The 23661-nt window shown below is 62.8% G+C and carries 28 protein-coding genes; 11 read left to right on the forward strand and 17 right to left on the reverse strand.

The window, feature by feature from the left end; all coding sequences use genetic code 11:
* Positions 1-88: 88 nt before the first annotated feature.
* The 5 genes from EJ079_RS05140 to EJ079_RS05165 form a co-directional block, all read right to left on the reverse strand.
* A complete protein-coding gene (locus EJ079_RS05140; protein ID WP_027039963.1) occupies positions 89-385 on the reverse strand; it encodes an HPr family phosphocarrier protein in 297 nt (98 codons plus the stop codon).
* Positions 382-783: a PTS sugar transporter subunit IIA gene (locus tag EJ079_RS05145; protein WP_010912939.1), complete on the reverse strand. Its 402-nt coding sequence runs from the start codon at positions 781-783 to the stop codon at positions 382-384. Before EJ079_RS05145 ends, EJ079_RS05140 begins: the two co-directional genes overlap by 4 nt.
* A 164-nt stretch (positions 784-947) precedes the next feature.
* A complete protein-coding gene (locus EJ079_RS05155) occupies positions 948-1400 on the reverse strand; it encodes an HPr kinase/phosphorylase (protein WP_127395509.1) in 453 nt (150 codons plus the stop codon).
* Positions 1401-1473: 73 nt separating this feature from the next.
* The gene (locus tag EJ079_RS05160; RefSeq protein ID WP_127808272.1) at positions 1474-3258 is read right to left on the reverse strand and encodes a sensor histidine kinase; all 1785 of its coding nucleotides are present in this window, start codon (positions 3256-3258) and stop codon (positions 1474-1476) included.
* A 142-nt stretch (positions 3259-3400) separates the two neighbouring features.
* A complete protein-coding gene (locus EJ079_RS05165; RefSeq protein WP_013528337.1) occupies positions 3401-4102 on the reverse strand; it encodes a response regulator transcription factor in 702 nt (233 codons plus the stop codon).
* A 343-nt stretch (positions 4103-4445) separates the two neighbouring features.
* On the opposite strand from EJ079_RS05165, the gene EJ079_RS05170 reads away from it, so the two are divergent.
* The 4 genes from EJ079_RS05170 (at position 4446) to EJ079_RS05185 (ending at position 7887) form a co-directional block, all read left to right on the forward strand.
* Positions 4446-6071 (forward strand): phosphoenolpyruvate carboxykinase, encoded by a 1626-nt coding sequence (locus tag EJ079_RS05170; protein ID WP_127808273.1) that lies wholly within the window; start codon positions 4446-4448, stop codon positions 6069-6071.
* Positions 6072-6155: 84 nt separating this feature from the next.
* Complete coding sequence (gene arfB / locus EJ079_RS05175) at positions 6156-6593, forward strand: alternative ribosome rescue aminoacyl-tRNA hydrolase ArfB (RefSeq protein ID WP_023810634.1); 438 nt, start codon at positions 6156-6158, stop codon at positions 6591-6593.
* An 88-nt stretch (positions 6594-6681) separates the two neighbouring features.
* Positions 6682-7155, forward strand: a complete 474-nt coding sequence (gene lysM / locus EJ079_RS05180; protein ID WP_127808274.1) for a peptidoglycan-binding protein LysM — start codon at positions 6682-6684, stop codon at positions 7153-7155.
* A gap of 102 nt (positions 7156-7257) precedes the next feature.
* On the forward strand, positions 7258-7887 hold the full coding sequence (locus tag EJ079_RS05185) for an alpha-ketoglutarate-dependent dioxygenase AlkB (RefSeq protein ID WP_127808275.1): 630 nt from the start codon (positions 7258-7260) through the stop codon (positions 7885-7887).
* On the opposite strand, the gene coaA is transcribed toward EJ079_RS05185, so the two are convergent.
* The 9 genes from coaA to hisB form a co-directional block, all read right to left on the reverse strand.
* The gene (gene coaA, locus EJ079_RS05190; protein WP_127320239.1) at positions 7874-8833 is read right to left on the reverse strand and encodes a type I pantothenate kinase; all 960 of its coding nucleotides are present in this window, start codon (positions 8831-8833) and stop codon (positions 7874-7876) included. The two genes, EJ079_RS05185 and coaA, sit on opposite strands and share 14 nt — an antisense overlap.
* A 24-nt stretch (positions 8834-8857) precedes the next feature.
* Positions 8858-9181, reverse strand: a complete 324-nt coding sequence (locus EJ079_RS05195) for a phosphoribosyl-ATP diphosphatase (protein ID WP_127398493.1) — start codon at positions 9179-9181, stop codon at positions 8858-8860.
* A 70-nt stretch (positions 9182-9251) separates the two neighbouring features.
* Positions 9252-10046: an imidazole glycerol phosphate synthase subunit HisF gene (gene hisF, locus EJ079_RS05200; RefSeq protein ID WP_164873921.1), complete on the reverse strand. Its 795-nt coding sequence runs from the start codon at positions 10044-10046 to the stop codon at positions 9252-9254.
* A complete protein-coding gene (locus EJ079_RS05205; RefSeq protein ID WP_127808277.1) occupies positions 10043-10879 on the reverse strand; it encodes an arginase family protein in 837 nt (278 codons plus the stop codon). Before EJ079_RS05205 ends, hisF begins: the two co-directional genes overlap by 4 nt.
* Positions 10876-11619 carry a 1-(5-phosphoribosyl)-5-[(5-phosphoribosylamino)methylideneamino]imidazole-4-carboxamide isomerase gene (gene hisA, locus EJ079_RS05210; RefSeq protein ID WP_127808278.1) on the reverse strand — a complete coding sequence of 248 codons (744 nt, stop codon included), beginning with the start codon at positions 11617-11619 and terminating at the stop codon, positions 10876-10878. The genes EJ079_RS05205 and hisA overlap by 4 nt, the downstream gene beginning before the upstream one ends.
* Positions 11620-11623: 4 nt before the next feature.
* Positions 11624-11914 carry a DUF1330 domain-containing protein gene (locus tag EJ079_RS05215; protein ID WP_127380294.1) on the reverse strand — a complete coding sequence of 97 codons (291 nt, stop codon included), beginning with the start codon at positions 11912-11914 and terminating at the stop codon, positions 11624-11626.
* A gap of 86 nt (positions 11915-12000) precedes the next feature.
* Positions 12001-12651, reverse strand: a complete 651-nt coding sequence (gene hisH, locus EJ079_RS05220) for an imidazole glycerol phosphate synthase subunit HisH (RefSeq protein ID WP_127320231.1) — start codon at positions 12649-12651, stop codon at positions 12001-12003.
* A gap of 1 nt (position 12652) precedes the next feature.
* A complete protein-coding gene (locus EJ079_RS05225; protein WP_127808279.1) occupies positions 12653-13129 on the reverse strand; it encodes a DUF2628 domain-containing protein in 477 nt (158 codons plus the stop codon).
* 4 nt (positions 13130-13133) lie between these two features.
* On the reverse strand, positions 13134-13733 hold the full coding sequence (hisB, locus tag EJ079_RS05230) for an imidazoleglycerol-phosphate dehydratase HisB (protein ID WP_127808280.1): 600 nt from the start codon (positions 13731-13733) through the stop codon (positions 13134-13136).
* Positions 13734-13960: 227 nt separating this feature from the next.
* Between hisB and hslV the strand changes: the two genes are divergently transcribed.
* From hslV to EJ079_RS05260, 6 genes are all read left to right on the forward strand, one after another.
* Positions 13961-14512 carry an ATP-dependent protease subunit HslV gene (gene hslV, locus EJ079_RS05235; RefSeq protein WP_127266874.1) on the forward strand — a complete coding sequence of 184 codons (552 nt, stop codon included), beginning with the start codon at positions 13961-13963 and terminating at the stop codon, positions 14510-14512.
* 71 nt (positions 14513-14583) lie between these two features.
* Positions 14584-15096, forward strand: coding sequence for a GNAT family N-acetyltransferase (locus EJ079_RS05240; protein WP_127270633.1), 513 nt, complete (start codon positions 14584-14586; stop codon positions 15094-15096).
* Complete coding sequence (locus EJ079_RS05245) at positions 15093-16253, forward strand: hypothetical protein (RefSeq protein ID WP_164873731.1); 1161 nt, start codon at positions 15093-15095, stop codon at positions 16251-16253. The genes EJ079_RS05240 and EJ079_RS05245 overlap by 4 nt, the downstream gene beginning before the upstream one ends.
* Before the next feature lie 106 nt (positions 16254-16359).
* Complete coding sequence (locus EJ079_RS05250) at positions 16360-16905, forward strand: DUF2585 domain-containing protein (RefSeq protein ID WP_245469262.1); 546 nt, start codon at positions 16360-16362, stop codon at positions 16903-16905.
* A gap of 4 nt (positions 16906-16909) precedes the next feature.
* Positions 16910-18220 (forward strand): ATP-dependent protease ATPase subunit HslU, encoded by a 1311-nt coding sequence (gene hslU, locus EJ079_RS05255; RefSeq protein WP_127808282.1) that lies wholly within the window; start codon positions 16910-16912, stop codon positions 18218-18220.
* Between the two features lie 231 nt (positions 18221-18451).
* A complete protein-coding gene (locus tag EJ079_RS05260) occupies positions 18452-19411 on the forward strand; it encodes a DUF1402 family protein (RefSeq protein WP_127808283.1) in 960 nt (319 codons plus the stop codon).
* A 246-nt stretch (positions 19412-19657) separates the two neighbouring features.
* On the opposite strand, the gene EJ079_RS05270 is transcribed toward EJ079_RS05260, so the two are convergent.
* The 3 genes from EJ079_RS05270 to EJ079_RS05280 form a co-directional block, all read right to left on the reverse strand.
* The gene (locus EJ079_RS05270) at positions 19658-20896 is read right to left on the reverse strand and encodes an FAD-dependent oxidoreductase (RefSeq protein ID WP_164873732.1); all 1239 of its coding nucleotides are present in this window, start codon (positions 20894-20896) and stop codon (positions 19658-19660) included.
* Positions 20893-21207 (reverse strand): MocE family 2Fe-2S type ferredoxin, encoded by a 315-nt coding sequence (locus EJ079_RS05275; RefSeq protein ID WP_027161041.1) that lies wholly within the window; start codon positions 21205-21207, stop codon positions 20893-20895. Before EJ079_RS05275 ends, EJ079_RS05270 begins: the two co-directional genes overlap by 4 nt.
* A 96-nt stretch (positions 21208-21303) precedes the next feature.
* Entirely contained in the window at positions 21304-22395 is a 1092-nt protein-coding gene (locus tag EJ079_RS05280) for a fatty acid desaturase family protein (protein WP_127808284.1), read from the reverse strand.
* Positions 22396-22564: 169 nt separating this feature from the next.
* On the opposite strand from EJ079_RS05280, the gene EJ079_RS05285 reads away from it, so the two are divergent.
* Complete coding sequence (locus EJ079_RS05285; protein ID WP_023810652.1) at positions 22565-23596, forward strand: LacI family DNA-binding transcriptional regulator; 1032 nt, start codon at positions 22565-22567, stop codon at positions 23594-23596.
* Positions 23597-23661: the final 65 nt, after the last annotated feature.

Below are 23661 nucleotides of genomic sequence, written 5' to 3' on the forward strand. Positions count from 1 at the left end.
CTAGCAGATCGGAGCAAGGACGACAATGGGATATAAAGAAATCTTTATCCCTGCATGTCTCTCAGACACGCATCGGCGCTCTACCTGATCAGCATTCCTCGCCAAAGCGGGACGCCACCAGCTGCTCCAGGGCGTCGATGACCTGCCGGGCTTCCGGCCCGCTCGCGGTGACGCGGATCGAATAGCCGGGGCTTGCCGCCAGCATCATCAGGCCCATGATCGAGGTGCCGCCGACCTTGACGCCATCCTTCTCGACATGCACCGAGGCATCGAAGCCGCTGGCCAGCTGGACAAACTTCGCCGAAGCGCGCGCATGAAGGCCACGTTGGTTGATGATGGGAAAATCCCGGACAATTTGGTCTTTTTCCGGGGACAGCGCGGTCATTTGCTGCTCAGGAGCTGGCTGGCGACATTGATGTATTTGCGGCCGGCGGCCTGAGCCTCATCGAGCGCGGCGGCCATATTGTCGCCCTTGCGGATCGAGGAGAGCTTGATCAGCATCGGCAGGTTCATGCCGGCGATCACCTCGGTGCGGCCGGATTCCATCACCGAGATGGCAAGGTTGGAGGGCGTGCCGCCGAACATGTCGGTCAGCACGATAACGCCCGCCCCGGTATCGACACGGGCAACAGCGTCGACGATGTCGCGGCGACGCTGCTCCATATCGTCGTCGGCACCGATCGCCACGGTTTCGAAATTGTCTTGTGGCCCGACGACATGTTCGACGGCATGTCGGAACTCGGTGGCCAGTTGACCGTGCGTTACAAGCACGAGTCCGATCATTCTTTGGTGGCTCCCGTCATCGCCGCTTCACAGGCGCATTTTATGCTCGCCAGCCAATCCAGGCGGCGGGAGCGCTATCTTGTCGACGCACGGCCCGTTGACAAGCCCAAAATTGCGCAGGCACATGCCATTTTGACGCATTGCAGCAAAAAACCCGGAACGGATCATAGAAAAGGCGCGATCGACAGCCGCGCCATCACGACCGGCAAGGCGGCAGCGACGTTGCGTTCGACCGCATCGATGCGCGGCACCCGACAGCCGGCGATGCTGGTGTCGGCATCCTCCTGAAAGCGTGCCGTTTCACCGGCCGGCGTCAGGCGGACATGCAAGTCGACAATGGCGGCGGGCTCGAACGGCACCGCTCGCGGCCCGAGCCCAGGCACCTCGACGAGGCCTTCTATGGTGGCGGGAGCGCGGCAGAGAAGCCGCCCTGCATGCGCCTCGACAAAGAGCTGATCGTCACCGACGAGCCGCGAGAACAGGCCGCGCTGGCGACAATGATCGAGGAGGGCCAGCGCCAGCGTCGTCTTGCCCGAACCGGAGGCTCCGGTGACGAGAATGCCGCGCTCGCCGATCAAAACCATTGTCGCGTGAATGTTTTCAGGCTGCACGATCATGCCTTTAAATGAAGCATGAACTCTGGACGAACGAAACCGTTCGTCCGAGAAAACCGATTCCCATTTTTCGGGATCATGCTTCGGCCGGCAACGTGACCACGAAACGCGCGCCCTTGATCTCGCCGGGTTTGGTGCCGGGGATGTTCTCGGCGGTCAGCGTGCCGCCATGGGCTTCGACGATCTGCCTGGATATCGACAGGCCAAGGCCCGAATTCTGGCCGAATGCCTCGCCGGCCGGCCGGTCCGTGTAGAAGCGCTCGAAGATGCGGTCGATGTTGTCGGCCCGGATGCCGGGGCCATTATCATCGATGGTGACGATGTTGAACTTGCCGGCACGCGCCAGCGACAGGCTGATGTGGCCATGATCCTCGGGAACGAAGGAACGGGCGTTCTCGATCAAATTGGTGATGACCTGGCCGATGCGCAGATCATGCCCGACGACGACGTAGCCTTTGACGCCCTGCGGCAGTTTGGCGGCCTTGAACTCGATCTCGACCGCCTTCTTGTTACGCGTCGCTTCGCGCGAAACGGCGACCAGATCGGTGATGAATTTCTTCAGGTCAACCGTCCCCGCATCTTCACGCGCGAGTTCCGCGTCCAGGCGCGATGCGTCGGAAATATCGGTGATGAGCCGGTCCAGCCGCCTGACATCGTGCTGGATGATATCCATCAGCCGGCCGCGCGAATCGTCGTTCTTGGCCAGCGGCAAGGTTTCCACCGCGCTGCGCAGCGACGTCAGCGGGTTCTTCAGTTCGTGCGAGACATCGGCCGCGAAGCTTTCGATCGCCTCGATGCGGGCGTAGAGCGCGTTGGTCATGTCGCGTATGGCGATCGACAGATTGCCGATCTCGTCCTGACGGTCGGAAAAATCGGGAATTTCCTCACGGCTCTTGACGCCGCGCCGCACCCGCACCGCCGCCGCCGACAGCCGGCGCAGCGGATTGGCGATGGTGGAGGCAAGCAGCATCGACAGGATGGCGGTGACAAGCGCCGCGATACCGAAGACGCGCAGGATCGCCTTGCGCTCGGCAGCGACGATCTTGTCGATGTCGCCGCCTTCGGTCGACAGCATCAGCACGCCCAGAACAGCACGAAAGCGCTGGATCGGCACCGCCACCGAAACGATCTGCTCGCCCTGCTCGCTGACGCGCACGATGGTCGACGGGCTGCCGGTGAGAGCCTTGACCACTTCCGGGAAAGCGGCGCCATTGCCGCCCGGCTGCTCGTGATAGACCGGCAGCTCGGTGTTGCGGAAGAAGTCGAAGACGAATTTCTGGATGCGCTCGACCAGATCGGGCTCTTCCTCCTCGACCGGCGGCAGGTCGTAGCGCAGGATCTGGCCACGCGAATAGAGGTGGCGTGAATCGAGCAGCAGATTGGCGTCGCGGTCATAGATGCGGGCGCGGGTCCTGGTCGGCGAGATCAGCCTTCGCAGCACCGGGGCGACGCGCTCCGGGTTGATCGGGAAGTCGAGATTGTCGAGCTGGTCGGAGCCCGGCCCCAGGCTTTCGCCGGCCTGCAGTTCAAGCAGCTTTTCCGGGTCGATGCTGATCGAATCCGTCTCGACCGTCGCCGACGCGGCGATCGCACCGGCGATGATCTCGCCCTGGGTCATCAGGCTTTCGACGCGGGCGTCGATCAGCCCGTCTCGGAAGGTGTTGAGATAGAGGATGCCGGTCACCAGGACGGCGAGGCCGGCAAGGTTGAGGAACAGGATACGCCGCGTCAGGCTGGAAAAGATATGATGGCCAAGGAAGCGGCGCATCGGCACCGTGATCTTCGAGACGAAGGACGGCATGATCCGCGACGGCCGCCTGGAGGCGCCCGCCGGTCTTGTTCGCTGTGCTTCCACTGCCATCGAATAGCAGCTCCCGCCTAGTCCTTGGCCTGATGCATGTCGTTGTCCCAAAACCGGGACCACTTTTGGGCGACATGGATTACCTTGCTTTGATGCATGTCGGCATCCCAAAACCGGGACCACTTTTGAGCGACATGCATCATTACGCTTCGCGGAACCGGTATCCGACTCCGTAAAGGGTTTCGATCATCTCGAAGTCGTCGTCGACGGCCTTGAACTTCTTGCGCAGCCGCTTGATGTGGCTGTCGATGGTGCGATCGTCGACATAGACCTGTTCATCATAGGCCGAATCCATCAGCGCATCACGGCTTTTTACGACACCGGGACGCTGCGCCAGCGAATGCAGGATCAGGAACTCGGTGACGGTGAGCGTCACCGGCTCGCCTTTCCAGGTGCAGGTGTGGCGCTCCTGGTCCATGACGAGCTGGCCGCGCTCGAGCGAGCGGGCCTGCTGGCTTGGCGTCTTGGCGGCAGCCTCGCGGGCACTGGCGCGGCGCAGCACGGCGCGCACCCGCTCGACCAGCAGGCGCTGCGAGAAGGGTTTGCGGATGAAATCGTCGGCGCCCATCTTGAGGCCGAACAATTCATCGATCTCGTCGTCCTTGGAGGTCAGGAAGATCACCGGCAGGTCTGACTTCTGGCGCATCCGGCGCAGCAGTTCCATGCCGTCCATGCGCGGCATCTTGATGTCGAGGATGGCAAGGTTCGGCGGGCGTGCCGCCAGGCCTTCCAGCGCCGACGCACCATCCGTGTAGGTCTCGACGCGATACCCCTCGGATTCCAGGGCGATCGACACCGATGTCAGAATGTTGCGGTCGTCATCGACAAGCGCGATTGTTGCCATTTCAAGCGGCTCCCTCATGAGCTGTCCCTTCTGTCGTAGAGAAGGGGCTTTTGCAGGACAAATTAGGTACAAAATGTGGCATAGGCCTTGTCCGCTGTCACGCGCGGCATGCCGGCGGCCACAATCCTACCTCGACATGGATTGGACGAACGTACATCGCCAATCCTTTGGGCAACCGCGAAACTTTTTGCACATATAAACGATTTAAACAACTTTCAAAATATTTAAATCGATTAATGATTTGATATCATTTGCCTTTTCTGGTTCTGACCATCTCAGCCCGCGTAGTGGGCGTGCTGGAAACGTGCCGGCAAAGATGCGGCAAATCCAAGAGGGACACTCGATGTCGGAAGTCGGCAAACGCAATTCCGCCTGCGCGATCGATCATATCGGCCTGAAAACCACCGGCGTGGTGCGCTATAATTTCGGTGCGGCTGCCCTTTATGAGGAATCGATCCGGCGCGGCGAGGCCCGCTTGACCGCCCATGGCGCGCTGGTCGCCGAGACCGGACAGCACACCGGCCGCTCGCCCAAGGACAAGTTCGTCGTCCGCGATGGCGCCACCGAACCACATGTCTGGTGGGACAACAACAAGGCGATCTCGCCGGCCCAGTTCGACACGCTGCTCGCCGATTTCCAGGCGCATGCCGCGGACAAGGACCTATACGTCCAGGATCTGGTCGGCGGCGCCGATGCGGAGTCGAGGCTGCCGACCAGGGTGATCACCGAATTTGCCTGGCACTCGCTGTTCATCCGCAATCTGCTGATCCGTCCGGATGCCGCCGAACTCGAACAGTTCGTGCCTGAGATGACGATCATCGACCTGCCGTCCTTCCGCGCCGATCCCCTTCGTCACGGCAGCCGCACCGAAACGGTGATCGCCGTCGATCTTTCGCGCAAGATCGTGCTGATCGGCGGCACCTCCTATGCCGGCGAGATGAAGAAGTCGGTGTTCACCATGCTCAACTATCTGCTGCCGGCGAAAGGCGTGATGCCGATGCATTGCTCGGCCAATGAGGGTGCGGCCGGCGACGCCGCCATCTTCTTCGGCCTGTCGGGCACCGGCAAGACGACGCTCTCGGCCGATCCCTCGCGCACGCTGATCGGCGACGACGAGCATGGCTGGGGACCGCACGGCATCTTCAATTTCGAAGGCGGCTGCTACGCCAAGACGATCAAGCTGTCGGCGGAAGCCGAGCCGGAAATCTTCGCCACCACGCAGCGCTTCGGCACGGTGCTGGAAAATGTCGTGCTCGACGCTGATGGCGTGCCGGATTTCAACGACGGAAGACTGACCGAGAACACACGCTGCGCCTACCCGCTGGACTTCATCCCCAATGCCAGCAAGACCGGCCGCGCCAACCATCCCAACAACATCATCATGCTGACCGCCGATGCGTTCGGGGTGATGCCGCCGATCGCGCGGCTGACCCCGGCGCAGGCGATGTATCATTTCCTGTCCGGCTACACCGCCAAGGTGGCCGGAACCGAAAAGGGCGTGACCGAGCCCGAAGCGACGTTTTCGACCTGTTTCGGTGCGCCGTTCATGCCGCGCCACCCTTCCGAATACGGCAATCTGCTGCGCGAGCTGATTGCCCGCCACGGCGCCGATTGCTGGCTGGTCAATACCGGCTGGACCGGCGGCGCCTACGGCACCGGCAAGCGCATGCCGATCAAGGCGACGCGCGCCTTGCTTGCAGCCGCACTCGACGGCTCGCTGAAGACGGCCGAGTTCCGCACCGACCCTCATTTCGGTTTCGAGGTGCCGGTGGTTGTGCCGGGCATCGACAGCGCCATTCTCGACCCGATGATTCTGGACCCCCGGGCGACCTGGGCCGACAAGGCCGGCTATGACCGGCAGGCGGCACGGCTGGTCGGCATGTTCGCCGTCAATTTCGAGAAATTCGAAAGCCATGTCGACGCCGTGGTGCTGGGCGCGGCGCCGCGCATGCAGGAAGCGGCGGAGTAATCGCGCCACAGGGGTCAGCTTTCGTTGAAAGGCCCGGTTCGATCGGGCCTTTTCTTTTTCGATCCGCCGCGCCATGACTGCGGCATGGCGAGCGACGACAACATCATCATATCAGGCGATGCGGTGATCCATCCGGGCGACCTGCACGAGGATTTCATCCGCTCGTCCGGTCCCGGCGGCCAGAACGTCAACAAGGTGGCGACGGCGGTGCAACTGCGCTTCGACGCGGCCAACGCAACGGGTCTGTCGGAGCGCGTGCGCGAGCGGACGATCAAGCTTGCCGGCCAGCGTGCCACCAAGGACGGTGTCATCGTCATCGAGGCAGGCCGCTTCCGCACCCAGGAACAGAACCGAGCCGATGCGCGGGCACGGCTGACGGCATTGGTCGCCAAGGCCGCCGAACCGCCACCGCCGCCGCGCAAGAAGACACGGCCGTCAAAGGGTGCCGTGGAACGGCGGCTGAAGAGCAAGGCCGGGCGCGGCACGATCAAGAAGCTGCGCGGCCGGGTGGAGAACGATTAAGCACCACACCAATCACGCGCAAAACGACTTCCCATTTTGGACCGCAGATGCAAAGTTCAACCATTGCCATTAGCAAGGGAGACCAAGGATGGGCATGTTCGATTTCGTCAAGAGCGTCGGCAAGAAACTGGGCATCGGCGGTGACGACGAAGCCGCACCCACGGCCGACACACTCAAGAAGGAGCTCGATTCGCACAAGCTCGGCACCGATGGCGTCGAGGTCGTCGTCACGGGCGACACGGCGGTGCTGAAGGGTGTGGTCAAGGACCAGTCGATCTTCGAGAAGGCGGTCATCGCCGTCGGCAACACGCTCGGCGTCTCCAAAGTGCAGGCCGACGAATTGCAGGTCGCGCCAGCACCTGGCACGGCCGCCGCCCCCGCCAAGGAGCCCACCTTCTACACCGTGAAGAAGGGCGACAATCTCTGGAAGATCGCCGAGAAAAGCTACGGCAAGGGCCAAGGCGTCAAGAACACGGTCATATTCCAGGCCAACAAGCCGATGCTGACCCATCCCGACAAGATCTATCCGGGCCAGGTGCTGCGCATTCCCGACCTCGCCTGATCGGCGGCTGCCAATTCGACAAGAGCGGCGGCTTTCGGGTCGCCGTTTTCATTTGATCGTGACCTTTTACGGTTCCGAACCATCCAAGAGGTAATCGAATCCGTGCTCGTCCTGCCCAAAGGCGTCCGCCACATGCCGGCCTACCTGTCGCGCAGCGCGCAGGAAGAGCTGGTCGACGAGGTGAGACGGATCGTGCAGCAGGCGCCGCTGTTCGTGCCGGCCATGCCGCGCACCGGCAAGGAGATGAGCGTGCGTATGACCAATTGCGGGCCGCTCGGCTGGGTCACCGACAAGGAGCACGGCTATCGTTACCAGCCGGCGCATCCGGTAACCGGGGCGCCTTGGCCGCCAATTCCGGATGCGCTGCTCGACCTGTGGCGCGAGGTCTCGGGCTATTCGCACCCGCCGGAAGCATGCCTCATCAATTTCTACACGCCGGACGCAAAAATGGGCCTGCATCAGGACCGCGACGAGACCGATCTTTCGGCGCCGGTCGTCTCCGTCTCGCTCGGCGACGACTGCCTGTTCCGAGTCGGCCAGACTACGCGTGATGGCGCCACCAAGTCGTTCAGGCTGCAAAGCGGTGACGTCGTGGTGCTCGGCGGCGAGGGGCGGCTGTGCTTTCACGGCGTCGATCGTATCTATCCCTCGACCTCGGCGCTGCTGAAAAACGGCGGGCGGATCAATCTGACACTGCGGCGGGTGACGGAGCCGGCCGTCACAGCTTCCTGAGCGCCACTTCCTCGATCAGGTGGTCGGCGCCCTTGCGCAGGATCAAGTCGGCGCGGGCCCGCGTCGGCAGGATGTTCTCGCGCAGATTCTTCAAATTGATGTTGGTCCACAGGCCTTCGGCGATGGCGCGCGCCGAACTCTCCGACAGCTGCGAATAGCGGTGAAAGAAGGAGTCCGGATTGCGGAAGGCGGTCTCACGCAGCCGCATGAAGCGGGAAATATACCAGTTGTGGATCAGCTTCTCGTCGGCATCGATGTAGATGGCGAAGTCGAAGAAGTCCGACAGGAAAGGGACGATCTTGCCGTCCTGCGGCAGCTTGCCGGGCTGCAGGACATTGATGCCCTCGAAGATCAATATGTCGGGCCGGTCGATGGTGACAAACTCGCCGGGAATGACGTCATAAGTCAGGTGCGAATAGACAGGCGCGCGGACATCGGGCAGCGCCGACTTGATGCCCGACAGGAAGCGCAGCAGCGCGCCCACATCGTAGCTGTCGGGGAAACCCTTGCGCTCCATCAGGTTCTCGCGGCGCAGGACCTCGTTGGGCAGCAGGAAGCCGTCGGTGGTGATGAGATCGACCTTGGGGCTCGACGGCCAGCGCGCCAGCAGTTCCTTCAGCACGCGTGCGGTGGTCGATTTGCCGACGGCGACCGAACCGGCAATGCCGATGATGAACGGTGTCTTGACCACGTCGACCGCGTTGAAAAAGGCCTGGCGTTGCCGAAACAGCAGCTGGCTCGCTTCGACATGCGCCGACAACAGCCGCGACAGCGACAGATAGATGCGCGTGACCTCTTCGAGATCGACCGGATCGTTGAGCGAGCGCAGGCGGCGGAATTCGTCCGCGCTCAGCGTCAGCGGGGTATCGGCGCGGAATTGCGACCATTGATCGGCGGAGAAGAAACGAAAGGGGGAATATTTCTCGGTTGGCGCGAGCTGATCCATCGAGATACCTGCCCTTCCTCGCGGTCAGCCCTTGGGCCGTGACGCCTTCTCGGCGATGCCCGAACGCCGGGTGCGGCCTTCGAGTTCCCTAAGCACGTCGCTCAGCGGTACCCCGGAGAGGCCGAGAACGACGAGCCAATGATATATAAGATCGGCGCTTTCTGAAACGATGGCCGGTTTGTCGCCCCTGACGGCGGCAATCACGGTCTCGACCGCCTCCTCGCCGAGCTTCTGCGCCGCCTTGTCGATGCCGCGCGCGAACAATTTTGCCGTCCACGAATCCGGATCTCCGGAATGGGCGCGTTCCCCAATGATTTTTTCCAGATCGGAAAGCGAAAACTCGGTCATGGCGTCATCTATCTGCTTGTTTAAGCATGATCTTTTCCGAAAACCGGTTCCCACTTTTCGGGATCATGCTTTAGGGCCGATTATTCACAGAGTCCAGCCGCATCGGCAGCCCCGCGGCGGCCATATGCGCCTTGGCCTGCGCTATCGTGTAGGTGCCGAAATGGAAGATGGACGCCGCCAGCACCGCGCCGGCATGGCCGTCGCGAATGCCTTCGACCATGTGGTCGAGCGTGCCGACGCCGCCGGAGGCGATCACCGGCGCACGCACGGCGTCTGATATCGCGCGGGTCAGCGCGATGTCGTAGCCGGCCTTGGTGCCGTCCCGATCCATCGAGGTCAGCAGGATCTCGCCGGCGCCGCGATCGACCATTTTCCGGGCGAACTCGACCGCATCGATGCCGGTCTTTTCGCGGCCGCCATGGGTGAAGATCTCCCAGCGGTCGGTCTCACTGGTGCCCGACACCTTCTTGGCGTCGATGGCGACGACGATGCACTGGTTGCCGAACTTGTCAGCGGCCTCGGCGACGAAATCCGGGTTCTTCACCGCGGCCGTGTTGATCGACACCTTGTCGGCGCCGGCCAAGAGCAGCTTCCTGATATCGGCCACCTGGCGCACGCCGCCGCCAACGGTCAGCGGCATGAAACATTGTTCGGCGGTGCGTGCGATGACGTCGAAGATGGTCTCTCGATTGTCCGACGAAGCCGTGATGTCGAGGAAGCAGAGTTCGTCGGCGCCGGCCGCGTCATAGGCCTTGGCCGCCTCGACCGGATCGCCGGCGTCGACGAGATCGACGAAGTTGACGCCCTTGACGACACGGCCGCTCTTGACGTCGAGACAGGGGATGACACGGGCTTTCAGCATCAGCGACCCTCTATCGTGGCGATGAGATCGTTCAGCAACTGGCCGACCAGCGGCGGAACATCGGCCTGGGCGTCGAAGGCCGGGTCGTAGGCGGAGACGGTGATGCCGACGATCGGCACCGCCAGCGCCATGGCGCACGTGGCATCGCGCAACTGTTCCGGGCTCGGCCCGCCCGAAGTGATATAGCGGTTGGCCTGCAGCTCCCGGGGATCGTGCACGTCCATATCGAGATGCATGTGCACGCGTCTGGCGCCGGCGACCATCAGTCTTTCGGCCGCCTGGGCCACCCCGGAGCATTCCGTCCGCACGATCGGCAATGTCTCGAGAAGCTGTTTTTCCGCCGGATCGAGATCGCGCGCGTTGACGAGCACGCAGCGTGACGGATCGATCGGCTTGAAGCCCGGAATGGCCGACGCCATCGGCCGCCAGCACAGGCCGAGCACGGTCGCCAGCGCCATGCCGTCGAGAAAGCCATATGTGGATGTCTCGGGCGTGTTGAGGTCGCCATGCTGGTCGGCCCAGATGATCGCATCGGCGTCTTCGCCGGCGACCGCGCCGGCGCTGGTCAGGCAGTTTCCGGCAAGGACGATGGGAAACCGACCGGCGTCGCGGGCAAGGCGAACCTCGCTCGCAACCGCGTTGCAGACGGCAAAGCCGGTGGCGATTTCACGCTCCTGGGCATCTCCAACCTTGCCGATATCCTCGACCATCACATCGTGGCCAGCCATCGTCAGGGCGTCGACGAGCCCGCCCGAGACCAGCGCGTCCGGCCCCTGGCCCATGCCGCCATGGTAGTGGCCGCTGTCATAGGAGGCCAGGATAATGGAGATTTTCACGTCCGCGTCTCCGCCCTGCCCTGCAGGATCGCCAGGGCCTCGGCCGGTTCGATGCGGCCGTCATAGAGCGCGCGGCCGGAGATCGCGCCTTCGAGCTTTTGCGCATCGGGCATGGTCATGCGCACGATGTCGGCGATCGAGGCGAGGCCGCCCGACGCGATGACCGGGATCGACACGGCATCGGCGAGGTCGATGGTGGCGTCCCAGTTGATGCCGGTCAAAACGCCGTCGCGGTCGATGTCGGTGTAGATGATGGCAGCGACGCCGGCGCCCTCGAACTTCCTCGCCAGTTCGATGACGCCGAGGCTCGACGCCTCGGCCCAGCCCTCGACGGCGACCTTGCCGCCCTTGGCGTCGATGCCGACGGCGACCTTGCCCGGAAACGCCTTGCAGGCCTGTTTGACAAGGTCCGGGTCACGCACCGCCACCGTGCCGAGGATGACCCGGGCCAGGCCGCGATCGAGCCAGTCCTCGATCTGCGCCAGCGTGCGGATGCCGCCGCCGAGCTGCACCGGGTTCTTCGTTGCCTTGAGGATGGCGCCGACCGCCGCACTGTTGACGCTCTGGCCCTGGAAGGCGCCGTTGAGGTCGACGACATGCAGCCATTCGAAACCCTGTTGCTCGAAGGCCCGCGCCTGCGCGGCAGGATCATCGTTGTAGATGGTCGCGGTCGCCATGTCGCCATGCCTGAGGCGCACGCACTGGCCGTCCTTGAGATCTATCGCCGGGAAAAGGATCATCCGTTCAGGCGCCTTCCACAATGGCGAAATGGGATGTCGAATAGAGGCGTCGGAATTTCAGCGCCACCTGGTATTCAGGCGAATGGAAGCAGGCGAGTGCGACCGCATAGCTCTCGAACTCGATGATGACATGGCGATTGCCCGATGGCCCTTCCGGGCTCGACGACTGACCGCCGCGGGTCAGGAACTTTGCGCCATATTTGTCGAAAGCCGCTTTGTTGGCGGCAATGTATAGCGGATAATTTTCCGGATCGGTCACCTCGACCATCGCCATCCAGTAGCCCTTCTTGCTCATGGTCTATCCCTCTGCTCGAGCATGATCTCCGGACAAACGGGAACCGTTTGTCCGAGAAACCGGGGTCCACTTTTCGGAATCATGCTCTAGGGCCTCCAGCGCAGGAAATTAGTGATCAGCGCGAGGCCGAGCGCCTGGCTCTTTTCCGGGTGGAACTGCGTGCCGACAAGATTGTCGCGGGCGACGGCCGCCGTCACCGGGCCGCCATAGTCGGCAACCGCCAGAACCTCGTCCGCCTTGCCCGCATCGAGATGATAGGAATGCACGAAATAGGCATGCAGCCCGCTTGCGCCAGTCGGTATGCCGGCAAACAGCGGATGCTGGCGCTTGAGCTCGATCGTGTTCCAGCCGATCTGCGGGATCTTCAGCGCCGGATCGGAAGGCATGATCTCCTTCACGTCGCCCGATATCCAGCCGAAGCCCTTGGTAATCGTCTTTTCGAGGCCGCGCTGCGACATCAGCTGCATGCCGACGCAGATGCCGAGGAACGGCCGGCCCTTGACGATCGCAACCTCCTCGACGGCTTCCCACATGCCTTCGACGGCCTGCAGGCCGGAGGCGCAGTCGGCATAGGCGCCGACGCCGGGCAGGACGATGCGATCGGCCGTGCGCACCCGCTCGGCATCTGCGGTCAGGTCGATATCGGCCGATATGCCGGCTTCGCGCGCGGCGCGCTCGAAAGCCTTGGTGGCCGAGCGCAAATTGCCCGAGCCGTAGTCGATGATCGCAACCCGCATGTCAGCTTCTTCCCGGAATGTGGGTCAGCCCCAGCGCCATGCCCGGCTGCGCTGGCCGCGCGAGGGCAGCATCGGGGACCATACGCGGCGCCGGCACAACCTCATCGGCAAGCGCTTCCGCTTCCAGCGCATAGCGTGTGTCGGCGTCGTCGAGCCAACCGGCTTCGACCGCGCCCCATTCGTGCCAACCGCGCCGGCGAAGTGCCGCGATGCGCAGGCCTTGCCCTTCCAGTCCGACATAGAGCGAAACCAACAGTGACAGCAGCGAGCCGGTCAGACCAAGGCCGAGCTTCTGGCCCAGCATCGAAAGCAGGCCCATGACGACGAAGGCAAGCGCTGCCTCGATCCACAGCCGATGCCAGGCGAACCATAGCGGCGGCACCAGGAGGCCCAGCCAGGTGAAGCCATCGCGGACAAAGGCCGTGGCATCGGCCCTCTCGCTGCGGCCTGGCGGTTCCATCACGACATAGGTGGCCATGGCCTTATCCCTTCAACGATCCCTTGGTGGAGGGAACCGCATCCGGCTGGCGCGGATCGCGTTCGAGAGCCGCGCGCAGCGCGCGCGCCACCGCCTTGAAGCAGGTCTCGGCGATGTGATGGTTGTTGGCGCCATAGTGATTGGTGACATGCAGCGTGATGCCGGCATTCTGCGCCAGCGCCTGGAAGAATTCGCGCACCAGCTCGGTGTCGAAAGTACCGATCTTCGGCGACGAGAAGGAAACGTTCCAGACCAGGAAGGGACGGCCGGACACGTCGATCGCAGCGCGCGTCAGCGTCTCGTCCATGGCAAGGTCGATCGAGGCATAGCGCATGATGCCGCGCCGCTCGCCCAGTGCCTTGGCCAGCGCCTGGCCAAGCGCGATGCCGGTGTCCTCGACGGTGTGATGATCGTCGATATGCAGGTCGCCTTTGGCCCTGACCGTCATGTCGATCAGGGAATGGCGCGCCAGTTGGTCCAGCATATGGTCAAAGAAGCCGACGCCCGTCGAAATGTCCGATTTTCCGGTGCCGTCGACATGGGCCGAGACGGCAATCTCGGTTTCCTTGGTCTTGCGGCTGACTTCGGCGGCGCGGGGCGGCATCACTCTATCCTTGTCCAGAGGTTCACATCGTGACCGGCTCAGAGGTTCAAGCCCTCGCAGGCTTGAAAACGAAAGCCTTCTAGCAGCATGATCCGGCGATTGCCAGTTGCGAACCCGGCCGCTATCCAGCGGTTTGCAATCATCGGTCCCATGCATACATATGGCCGATCAAGTCACTCGTACCGCGCCGATCGCCTTATCGGGATGGCGCTGCTCGGAGCCAGAAAATGTCCGATAATCTGACCATGCACGCCACGACCATCGTGACGGTGCGCAAGGGCAACAAGGTGGTGATCGCCGGCGACGGCCAGGTCAGCCTTGGCCAGACCATCATGAAGGGCAACGCCAAGAAGGTGCGCCGCATCGGCAAGGGCGGCAATGTGATCGCCGGGTTCGCCGGCGCCACCGCCGACGCCTTCACGCTGCTGGAGCGGCTCGAAGCCAAGCTCGAACAATATCCAGACCAGCTGACGCGCGCCTGCGTCGAACTAGCCAAGGACTGGCGCACCGACCGCTATCTGCGCCGGCTCGAGGCGATGATGCTGGTGGCCGACAAGTCGGTATCGCTGGCGCTGACCGGCACCGGCGACGTGCTCGAACCCGAATTCGGCGTCATGGCCATCGGTTCGGGCGGCAACTACGCGCTGGCCGCGGCCCGCGCGCTGATGGACAGCGACAAGGATGCCGAGGAGATCGCCCGCAAGGCGATGCAGATCGCATCCGACATCTGCGTCTACACCAACAACAATTTCGTCGTCGAAACGCTCGAGGTCGGCTGAAAAGGCCGGCCATGACCCCGAAAAGTGGAAACCGGTTTTCTCGGACGAACGGTTCCGTTCGTCCAGAGATCATGGCCGAACAAGAAGATAGCTACGACTTTCGGCCGGTGACGGAAAAAGACCTGCCGATGATCGCCGGCTGGCTCGCCGAGCCGCATGTTGCAGAGTGGTGGGACGATCCGGAGACGGAAATCGCCGGCATTCGCGAGCACATCGACTCGATTTCGGTCGAGCCGCTGATCGTCGAGCTCGACGGCAAGCCGATCGCCTATCTGCAGAGCTACGACCCGCATCTGGAAGACGACCATCCCTATGCCGACCAGCCGTTCGGCACGCTCGGCATAGACGTGTCGATCGGCGTGCCGGAGTTGCTCGGGCGCGGCCATGGCTCGGCAATCGTGCGCCAGTTCGTCGAACAGCTTTTCGAGGAAGGTGTTCCGCGCGTCATCATCGATCCGGATCCCGCCAATGTCAGGGCGATCCGTGCCTATGAAAAGGCTGGCTTTGTTGCCTTTGACACCAGAACATCGGAGTACGGGCCGGCCTTGATGATGGCGCGCGACGCGACGCAGGAGCCCAATTGATCAGCGCCGAAACCCTCGACAAGGCAGTCGCGAAAGGTTTGATCTCGCAGACCCTGCGCGATCAGTTGGAGGCCATGGAACGTGCGGTCGCTCTCGCCCCCGAGGCCAGGCGCGCCGATGACGAGGGTGACGAGGAAAACCTGCGGCTGGTAGGCGGCGGCAACGATCTGTTCGTCACCGTGGGAACCGTTCTGCTCAGCGCCGGCTTCTTCTTTGTCCTGACCACCTTGCTTCCAGGTCAGACATTCTGGATCGCAGGCATCCTCGCGGTTTTCGCCTGGGGGCTCGCCGAAATCGTCACGCGTCAGCACCGGATGAAATTATCGTCGTCCGTGCTTGCCCTGATTTTCATGGCCGCCATTCTGGCCGCTCTGGCGCTACAGGTGGAGGCCAGCTTCGGCATACGCAAGCCGGAGACTATCTGGCAGCTATTGGCGTTGCGCCAGACGGCGTCCCAGGCCGGATATCTGTTCCTGGGCGGAGGAATAATCGCGGCGGCGATCTATTTCTGGCGTTTTCGCGTCCCCATCATTGCCGGGGCTATCGCCATCGCTTTTACACTGCTTGCCTTCCTGCAAACGGCGATAATCCTGTATGACAGCGTGACAGCGGGTGCGATTGCGCCACCGCGTATGGAGGATGTTCCCGAATTGCTCCGCGCGGCACTTTACATGCCGCTGATCTGCGGCCTGATCGTGTTCGCAACGGGTGTAGCTTTTGACATTTACGATAGGGATCGACGCAAGATCTGGTCCGATTGCGCTTTCTGGCTGCATGTCGTCTCGGCGCCTATGCTGGTGCATCCGCTCTTCATCATGGCAACCGGCCAGAACGTCGTATTCGGACATATCGCGCCGGATGCCAATGCAACCATCATGCTGACGATACTGATCCTTGGCTTCCTCTATGTCGCGCTTGCCATCGACCGCCGTTCGCTTCTGGTTCCGACATTGGCTTACTTCGGCTCGCTGGGCATCTATTATCTGGTGAATTCCGCCTCCGATTCGACGGGCATCCCGCCTTTTGCCTTGATCCTGGTCGTTGTTGGCGCGCTGATCATTCTGTTCGGGGCTGGCTGGCAGCGTATCCGGCGGTTTGTGGTCAAACCCACCTTGCCGGCGGCCGTGATCCGCCGGCTACCGCCGCTGAAGGCGTGACAAGGCTTTGTGATGATCGACACGGCGACGCGAAACGAGGGGGAATGAACCGATGACGACACCGACCGCGGAGAACAGCTATTCGGCCTATGAAGACAGCTGGCGAATGGGGCTTCTGCTGGTGCTTGCCCTGGTCATCTTCCAGGCCGGGGCGCTCTACGGCATGGGGCGAACGCCGATCTGCACCTGCGGCTACGTCAAGCTCTGGCAAGGCGTCGTGCAGAGTTCGGAGAATTCCCAGCACATTTCGGACTGGTATACGTTTTCACACATCATCCATGGCTTCCTGTTCTATGCGCTGGCAAGATTCCTGTTCCCGCGTTCGCCGATCGGCTTGAGACTGGCGTTCGCCGTCTTCATCGAAGGCGGTTGGGAGCTGCTCGAAAACAGCCCATTCATCATCGAGCGCTACCGCGCCGGCACCATCTCGCTCGACTATTACGGCGACAGCATCATCAATTCGGTGTCGGACACTCTGGCCATGGTGCTGGGATTTGTGATGGCGCGAAGGCTACCTATATGGGTGATCGTCAGCCTCGCCATCATCTTCGAACTCGGTACCGGCTATCTCATCCGGGACAATCTGACACTCAACGTGATCATGCTGCTGCATCCGTTCGAGGCCATCAAGCAGTGGCAAAGTGGAATCTAGTGATATGAGCACATTTTCTCCCCGCGAAATCGTTTCGGAACTCGACCGTTTCATCATCGGCCAGAAGGACGCCAAGCGCGCCGTGGCCATCGCCTTGCGCAACCGCTGGCGCCGCCAGCAGCTGGAAGGCCAGATGCGCGAAGAGGTGATGCCGAAGAACATCCTGATGATCGGGCCAACCGGCGTCGGCAAGACCGAAATCTCGCGCCGCCTGGCGCGGCTCGCCGGTGCGCCTTTCGTCAAGGTCGAGGCGACCAAGTTCACCGAGGTCGGCTATGTCGGCCGCGATGTCGAGCAGATCATCCGCGATCTGGTCGAGATCGCCATCGGCCTGGTGCGCGAGAAGATGCGCGAAGACGTCAAGGCGCGCGCCCACGTCAACGCCGAGGAACGCGTGCTGGAAGCGCTGGTCGGCAAGACGGCGAGCCCGGCCACCCGCGATAGTTTCCGCAAGAAGCTGCGCGACGGCGAGCTCGACGACAAGGAGATCGAGGTCGAGGTTGCCGACACCGGCAATGGCGGCATGCCCGGCTTCGAAATCCCCGGCATGCCGGGCGCCAATATCGGTGTGCTCAACATCAACGACATGCTGTCGAAGGCGATGGGCGGCAAGAAGACCAAGATGCGCAAGACGACGGTCAAGGAGTCCTACGACCTGCTGGTCAATGACGAGTCCGACAAGCTGCTCGATCAGGACGAAGTCGTGCGCCGGGCGCTCGATGCCGCGGAGAATGACGGCATCGTCTTCCTCGACGAGATCGACAAGATAGCGGCGAGATCCGACATTTCGGGCGGTCCGTCCCGCGAAGGCGTGCAGCGCGACCTGCTGCCGCTGGTCGAGGGCACCACGGTGGCGACCAAATACGGGCCGTTGAAGACGGATCATATCCTGTTCATCGCTTCCGGCGCCTTCCACGTCTCCAAGCCGTCCGACCTTTTGCCGGAGCTGCAGGGCCGCCTGCCGATCCGCGTCGAATTGCGGGCGCTGGAGAAGGACGATTTCGTCCGCATCCTGACCGAGACCGAGGCGAGCCTGATCAAGCAGTATATCGCTCTGATGAAGACCGAGGGCGTCGAGCTGACCTTCACCGTCGACGCTATCGATTCGCTGGCCGGCATCGCCGTCGACCTCAACGCCAGCGTCGAGAACATCGGCGCAAGGCGGTTGCAGACGGTGATGGAGCGGGTGCTGGACGAAATCTCCTACGATGCGCCCGACCGCAACGGCACATCAGTCACCATCGATGCCGCCTATGTGGAGAAGCATGTCGGCGACCTGTCCAGGAATACCGACCTGTCGCGGTTCATCCTTTAAACGACGGCGCCGGAACGTTCCGGCGCCGGTCCAGGCAACATTTTCCGGCAAGCAAAATCATGTGTGGCCAGATGGTACCATCTGGCCACCTTTCGTAGTGCCGGGTGAAGGGGCGCTCTCGACTCGACCAAGAGCTTTACCTAGTTTGCGCGGCAATTCTCGATCTCTTGGTTGACGCAATTCCGGGAAACCGTTTCACACTTTTCCTGGAATTGCTTGGGCGGCGGGTGCATGAAAAAATTGATCCTGGTCATTCTCGGCTTGACGCTGGCGGCGACGCTGTTCGCCGCCGAGGCAGCGACATTGGTGCCGCCGGGAAATCGCAATGCCGTGCAGCCCGACATTCCGGGTGCCTCCAGCCGGCGAACGCAGGCGACCAACACCAGCTTCCAGGCAAAGTACCGCAAGGTCTACGCCCTGCTGCAGAACGACGCCGAATTGCGCGGCAAGATCAAAAAGGCAGCAGCCACCTACGGCATTGATCCCCTGCACATCGTCGGCGCCATCGTCGGCGAGCACACCTACAATGTCGATGCCTATGACCGGCTGCAGACCTACTACGTCAAGGCGATCTCCTATCTCTCCAGCAAGCTTTCCTTCGCCTATGACGGCGAGGACATCACCGATTTCGTGCAGCGGCCGGAATTCAAGAAATGCGCCCCAATGTCCGACAGCTACGATCTGTGGGAATGCCGCGAACAGGTGTGGAACCGTTCGTTTCGCGGCAAGAGCGTCGGCGGGACGAACTTTCCCGACGACCGCTTCGGTGCCACCTTCTTCCAGCCCTATTATGCCGGCCAGACCTTCGGCCTCGGCCAGCTCAACCCGCTGACCGCCCTGCAGATGAGCGATCTGGTGCACAAGGTTTCCGGCCTGCCGAAGCTCGACGTCGGCGATCCCAATTCGGTCTACAAGACCATCATGGATCCCGACCTGACGCTGCCCTACGTCGCCGCGACGATCCGGAAATCGATCGATGCCTATAAAAGCATTGCCGGCTTCGACATTTCGGGCAATCCGGGGGTCACGGCCACGCTCTACAATGTCGGCAATCCGGAGCAGCGCGCCGACGCGCTGAAGGCGGAGAACGACAGGCGCCGCGCCGCCGGCGAGCCGGAAAAGCTGCCGGAAGAGAATTACTATGGCTGGCTGGTGAATGACAAATTGGCGGAGCTGAAGGCGCTGTTTTAGGCTGGGGTTCAGGCGCGCTGACGTTAATTTGCCGACGCCTGCGCCGCCCCTCATTGTCCTGCCGGACATTTCTCCCCGTATAGTGACGGGGAGAAAGGGGCTGGCCGCAACCTCGGCGCCCTTCTTGCGATGCTGGTGATTGGCGAAACCGGCGATGATAGCGCCCTTCTCCCCGTCACTATACGGGGAGAAGATGCCGGCAGGCAGATGAGGGGCGGCGCAGACGTCGGCAATTGGCGTGACGGCTCAAGCCGCCAGCAGCGACTTCAGCTTGACCGCCTGTGATCCCAGCGCTTCCGGCGCCGGTTTCGCGTGCTTGCCGATCAGTATTTCGGCCAGCCTGATATCGCGGGCGACCGCGTTGCCGGGGCCGATGCCGCTGGCGGCCACCAGCCTGCCGTCTTGGGCCAGATGGAAGAGGATGAAAGCGCCGTCGCCGAGGTCGCGGCGCACGGTGCTGCTGCCTTCGTCGGCGAGCCCGGCGATCTGCAGGGACAGACCATATTGATCCGACCAGAACCACGGCACCGACGCATGCGCCTCGCCGGCGCCGAGCATGTTCCTGGCCGCCAGCGCGCCCTGTTCCTGGGCGTTGCGCCAGGCTTCCAGCCGGACGCGGCGGCCGCCATAGACGGCGAGCGGAAACGAGCAGCAATCGCCGGCGGCAAAGATGTCGGGATCGCTGCTGCGCAGCTCGGCATCGACTGCAATGCCGTTGTCGATCGCCAGGCCGGCTTCGGCCGCAAGCCCGGTCACCGGCACGGCGCCGATGCCGATGATCGCGAGGTCGGCGACGATTTCCCGGCCGCCGGCAAGCGCTATGCGCACCTTGTTGCCGTCGTCGGCGATGGACGCGATGCCATCCCCGCACAGAGTATCAACGCCCTCGGCGACATGCGCGTCATGGATGATTTCGGCGATCTCCGCCGGCACGCCGCGCATCAGGATGCGCGGCTGCGCCTCGATAACGGTGACCGCAGCGCCTAGCTTGCGTGCCGCGGCGGCGAGTTCGAGGCCGATGAAACCGCCGCCGATGATGGCGATACGGTTGCCGGGGGTAAGATGCGCGCGAATGGCGAGCGCGTCGGCGAAGGTCCTGAGATAGACGCAGTGCGCGCCAAGGCCGGGCATCGGCAGCTTGCGCGGCATCGAACCCGTTGCCAGCAGGAGCTTGTCGTAAGGCAGGACCGATCCGTCCGACAGGCGCACCGCATGCGCCGCCGGATCGATCGCCACGGCCTGGACGGAATGGATATGCCGGATCGATTTCTCGGCCAGAATGGCGTCGCTGGCGATCGCCTTGATCTCTGGCGCATCGCTGGCCATCGCCTCCTTGGACAGCGGCGGGCGCTCATAGGGCAGATGCGGCTCATCGCCGACCAGCGTCACCGGCCCCTGATAATCGAGGTCGCGCAGCGCCAATGCCGCCCGCCCGCCGCATTCGCCGGCGCCGATGATGACCATTCCCCGCGCCATGTCAGTCATCCGATCTGGATCAGGACTTTGCCGGCATCAACCTTGACCGGATAGGTCTTCAGATTGACGCAGACCGGCGCGCCGCGGGCATCCCCTGTCTTGTAGTTGAAGCGGCCATTGTGCTTGGGACATTCGATGATGTCGTCCATCACCAGCCCGTCGGCCAGGTGCACCTTTTCATGCGTGCAGAGGCCGTCGGTGGCGAAGAACTCGTCGTCGGGGCTGCGATAGATGGCGAAGGTGCGGCCGCCATGGTCGAAGCGCATCACATCCTCCTCGTCTATGTCGCCGGTGGCGCAGGCCTCGACCCAGTCGCTCATTCAAGTCCTCCCCAAAGCAAATCCAGGAAAAGTGCGCAGCGGTTTTCCGCCCGGAATTGCGTTAAAATAAACACTCTAAACCAGATGGAAGCACGATCATTCCGCCGCGGCGGCGATAGTGTCGTTGTGGAATTCTTCGCGATATGGCCGTGCGGTCGGCGGCAGCTCGCGCTTGAGGAAATAGTCCTCGTTGCGCAGCTGGCGCAGGAAGACAGGGATCATCTCGCGATAGCCGGCCAGGATCGACGGTGTCGGTTCCGGCAGGTCGTGCTTGATCAGTTCGTGCAGCCTCGGCAGCGCATGATAGGGCACCATCGGGAACATGTGATGCTCGACATGGTAGTTCATGTTCCAGTAGATGAAGCGGCTGATCGGGTTCATGTAGACGGTGCGGCTGTTCAGTCTGTGGTCGGTGACATTGTCGGCTAGGCCGCCATGCTGCAGCAGCCCGACCATGACATGGTGCCAGGCGCCGTAGAGCCTGGGCAGGCCGACCAGCATCAGCGGCAGGAACGAACCGGTGTAGAGCGCCAGCCCGACGGTGGCGGCATAGATCGCCGTCCAGATGCGGGCGACGCGGATCGCCTTGGGCTGTTCCTGTTCGGGAATGAAGGCCTTTTCGGCGGCGCTGACGGTGCCGGCGGCGTTGCGCAGCATGTCTGACATCGCATGCCAGGCATCGAGCACACCGACGAAGCCCAGCATGGCGCGAACCAGATCAGGCGGCCGCATGACCGAGATTTCCGGATCGCGGCCCACGATGACGGTGTCGGTGTGGTGGCGCGTGTGGCTCCAGCGCCAGGTCACCGGATTGCGCATGATCATGAAGCAGGCGATCTGATAGACGGCATCGTTCATCCACTGCGTCCGGAAGGCGGTGCCGTGGCCGCATTCGTGCCAGCGTGAATCCGTCGAGGAGCCGTAGAGCACGCCATAGACGAAGAAGAACGGCACGCACCACCATGTGCCCCAGAACCAGGCGCCGCCGGCGCCGCTGACGATCAGCGCGGCGAACCAGATTGCCGTATCGCGGATCGCCGGCCCGTCGGAGCGCTGCATCAGCTCCTTCATCTGCTTGCGCGGTACCTCGGTGTGATACCACTCGGCCGCCGACAGGCCGGTCTCGACGGCGAGCTTGGCATCGCGGCCGATCAGGCTGTAGTCACGCCGGGACGGCGCAGTGGACATGATTGCCTCCCTCGGCAAAGGCATCCGCCAGAGCGAATGCCATGAAATCCTTTGGCTTCGAGCATCAAAGTAACGCCGACCGATGATGGACTCAACATCACAAAGATAGTTTCTATCATTTCCCATCAGGATGATGTACGAAGGCTCAAGCAAACCCGACGAGGCAAGCATGGTGAAGCGGCCGACAATATCAGATCTGGCGCGCATCTCGGGCGTCAGTGTCGCCACCGTCGACCGCGTGCTGAACAACCGGCTGCCGGTGCGCGAAGAGACAGCGCGCCGCGTCTACGAGACCGCTACCGATATCGGCTATCACGCCGCCGGCCTTATCAAGCAGCGCATGCGCCAGGAATTGCCGGAGTACCGGCTGGGCTTCCTGCTGCTGCGGGGCAATGATGCCTTTTACGGCGACTTCGCGCGGGAACTCGAACTGGCCATCTCGCAATCGCAACGCTTCCGTGGCGTTGCGACCATCGATTTCGCCAGCTCCCTGGCTCCCGACGAGATCGCCTCCCAGATGCGCAGGCTGGCGGCGAAATCGAGGGCCATCGCCGTTGTCGGTCCGGACCATCCGACCCTGACAGCGGTCGTGGAAACCTTGAAGGCGAGAGGGCAGCCGGTCTTTTCCGTGCTGTCCGACTTTGCCGCCGGCATCCGGGAAGGCTATATCGGCCTCGACAACCGCAAGGTCGGGCGCACCGCCGCATGGATGATCTCCAAGGCAGCCAAGCGGCCCGGCAAGGTCGCCCTCTTCGTCGGCAGCCACCGCTTCCACGGCCATGAGCTGCGCGAGATCGGCTTTCGCTCCTTCTTCCGCGAGCACGCGCCGGAGTTCAGCGTGCTTGAAACGCTGGTCAATCTGGAAGCCAACCAGGTGACCCATGACGCGATGATCGATCTTCTGGCGCGTTATCCGGATCTTGCCGGCTGCTACGTCGCCGGCGGCGGCATGGAAGGCGCGGTCTCGGCGCTGCGGGCAGCGAAGCCCGCGACCATGCCGGTGGTCGTCTGCAACGAGATCAACGCCGAATCACGCGCGGCACTCGCCGACAACATCCTCACCATGGTGATCTCGACCCCGCTCGCCGCTTTGTGCCGTGAGCTTGTCGACCTGATGGCGCATGCCATCGAGACCGGCGCCGCCAACGCTCCGGGCCAGACCTTCCTGCCCTTCGACATCTATCTGCCGGAAAACATCTAGCCCGCCGCCGCGCAAGGCCGCCGAGGCAAATGATAGAATCCATCAGAGCGAGGCGTAAATCGGCC

The sequence above is a fragment of the Mesorhizobium sp. M7A.F.Ce.TU.012.03.2.1 genome, from assembly GCF_004006095.1.
Taxonomy (GTDB): Bacteria; Pseudomonadota; Alphaproteobacteria; order Rhizobiales; family Rhizobiaceae; genus Mesorhizobium.

Bases quoted from the DNA above. Each gene is read 5' to 3' on its own strand.
- EJ079_RS05140 (WP_027039963.1), bottom strand. From the start codon at position 385: ATGACCGCGCTGTCCCCGGAAAAAGACCAAATTGTCCGGGATTTTCCC.
- EJ079_RS05145 (WP_010912939.1), bottom strand. From the start codon at position 783: ATGATCGGACTCGTGCTTGTAACGCACGGTCAACTGGCCACCGAGTTC.
- EJ079_RS05155 (WP_127395509.1), bottom strand. From the start codon at position 1,400: ATGATCGTGCAGCCTGAAAACATTCACGCGACAATGGTTTTGATCGGC.
- EJ079_RS05160 (WP_127808272.1), bottom strand. From the start codon at position 3,258: ATGGCAGTGGAAGCACAGCGAACAAGACCGGCGGGCGCCTCCAGGCGG.
- EJ079_RS05165 (WP_013528337.1), bottom strand. From the start codon at position 4,102: ATGGCAACAATCGCGCTTGTCGATGACGACCGCAACATTCTGACATCG.
- EJ079_RS05170 (WP_127808273.1), top strand. From the start codon at position 4,446: ATGTCGGAAGTCGGCAAACGCAATTCCGCCTGCGCGATCGATCATATC.
- arfB (WP_023810634.1), top strand. From the start codon at position 6,156: ATGGCGAGCGACGACAACATCATCATATCAGGCGATGCGGTGATCCAT.
- lysM (WP_127808274.1), top strand. From the start codon at position 6,682: ATGGGCATGTTCGATTTCGTCAAGAGCGTCGGCAAGAAACTGGGCATC.
- coaA (WP_127320239.1), bottom strand. From the start codon at position 8,833: ATGGATCAGCTCGCGCCAACCGAGAAATATTCCCCCTTTCGTTTCTTC.
- EJ079_RS05195 (WP_127398493.1), bottom strand. From the start codon at position 9,181: ATGACCGAGTTTTCGCTTTCCGATCTGGAAAAAATCATTGGGGAACGC.
- hisA (WP_127808278.1), bottom strand. From the start codon at position 11,619: ATGATCCTTTTCCCGGCGATAGATCTCAAGGACGGCCAGTGCGTGCGC.
- EJ079_RS05215 (WP_127380294.1), bottom strand. From the start codon at position 11,914: ATGAGCAAGAAGGGCTACTGGATGGCGATGGTCGAGGTGACCGATCCG.
- hisH (WP_127320231.1), bottom strand. From the start codon at position 12,651: ATGCGGGTTGCGATCATCGACTACGGCTCGGGCAATTTGCGCTCGGCC.
- EJ079_RS05225 (WP_127808279.1), bottom strand. From the start codon at position 13,129: ATGGCCACCTATGTCGTGATGGAACCGCCAGGCCGCAGCGAGAGGGCC.
- hisB (WP_127808280.1), bottom strand. From the start codon at position 13,733: ATGCCGCCCCGCGCCGCCGAAGTCAGCCGCAAGACCAAGGAAACCGAG.
- hslV (WP_127266874.1), top strand. From the start codon at position 13,961: ATGTCCGATAATCTGACCATGCACGCCACGACCATCGTGACGGTGCGC.
- EJ079_RS05240 (WP_127270633.1), top strand. From the start codon at position 14,584: ATGGCCGAACAAGAAGATAGCTACGACTTTCGGCCGGTGACGGAAAAA.
- EJ079_RS05250 (WP_245469262.1), top strand. From the start codon at position 16,360: ATGGGGCTTCTGCTGGTGCTTGCCCTGGTCATCTTCCAGGCCGGGGCG.
- hslU (WP_127808282.1), top strand. From the start codon at position 16,910: ATGAGCACATTTTCTCCCCGCGAAATCGTTTCGGAACTCGACCGTTTC.
- EJ079_RS05260 (WP_127808283.1), top strand. From the start codon at position 18,452: ATGAAAAAATTGATCCTGGTCATTCTCGGCTTGACGCTGGCGGCGACG.
- EJ079_RS05270 (WP_164873732.1), bottom strand. From the start codon at position 20,896: ATGACTGACATGGCGCGGGGAATGGTCATCATCGGCGCCGGCGAATGC.
- EJ079_RS05275 (WP_027161041.1), bottom strand. From the start codon at position 21,207: ATGAGCGACTGGGTCGAGGCCTGCGCCACCGGCGACATAGACGAGGAG.
- EJ079_RS05280 (WP_127808284.1), bottom strand. From the start codon at position 22,395: ATGTCCACTGCGCCGTCCCGGCGTGACTACAGCCTGATCGGCCGCGAT.
- EJ079_RS05285 (WP_023810652.1), top strand. From the start codon at position 22,565: ATGGTGAAGCGGCCGACAATATCAGATCTGGCGCGCATCTCGGGCGTC.